This window comes from Corallococcus exercitus, assembly GCF_003611585.1.
Lineage (GTDB): Bacteria > Myxococcota > Myxococcia > Myxococcales > Myxococcaceae > Corallococcus > Corallococcus exercitus.
Window position 1 is genome coordinate 1 of the sequence record NZ_RAVW01000854.1, and the last position, 655, is coordinate 655.

A 655-nucleotide genomic window follows, 5' to 3' on the forward strand; every position below is an offset into this window, starting at 1 on the left:
CGGCTGCCTCGCGGCGCCAGGTGAAGCTCATGGCGAAGTCGGCACTTCTGTTGAGAACTTCACTCAGCAGAAATTGCAACTTACCCTTCGTATGCACTTGTCAAAGAACGTCCCTGCGACTTCCAGGAAACTTGTGGAGCTGATCGGGTTCGAACCGACGACATCCAGCTTGCAAAGCTGGCGCTCTCCCAGCTGAGCTACAGCCCCGACTCTCGCGTCGGCTTTCCCATTCGCGTCCCTCCAGTGAGGGAGAATGGTGGGCCTAGGTGGACTTGAACCACCGACCTCGCGCTTATCAGGCGCGCGCTCTAGCCAGCTGAGCTATAGGCCCAGGGGGGCTAAAGCATCGGCGAACCCTACAGCGTCCTTCATTCTCAAAGAGCCGAGCACACCTTCGCTCGGTCCTTCAAAACCAAACAGCAAGCCCGAAGTTCATAATGGATTGTTTACCGGAAACATTGACCTAGTTAGACCTGACAGCCCGAAGGCTGCTGGTGTTGCCTACTCTCCCGAAGGATGAGTCCAACACCCGGTCTCCTTAGAAAGGAGGTGATCCAGCCGCAGGTTCCCCTACGGCTACCTTGTTACGACTTCACCCCAGTTACCGAGCACTCCTTGGGCACCTCTTGGTGAGGTGACTTCTGGAGCAATCGAC

Annotated in this window: 2 tRNA genes and 1 rRNA gene; all 3 read right to left on the reverse strand. The window is 56.6% G+C overall.

Annotation, left to right across the window (positions count from 1 at the left end):
• Nucleotides 1-134 precede the first annotated feature (134 nt).
• Nucleotides 135-207, reverse strand: a tRNA-Ala gene (locus tag D7W79_RS42525).
• Nucleotides 208-254: 47 nt separating this feature from the next.
• Nucleotides 255-331 (reverse strand) — tRNA-Ile (locus D7W79_RS42530).
• A 211-nt stretch (nt 332-542) separates the two neighbouring features.
• A 16S ribosomal RNA gene (locus D7W79_RS42535) occupies nt 543-655 on the reverse strand; the annotation flags it as partial.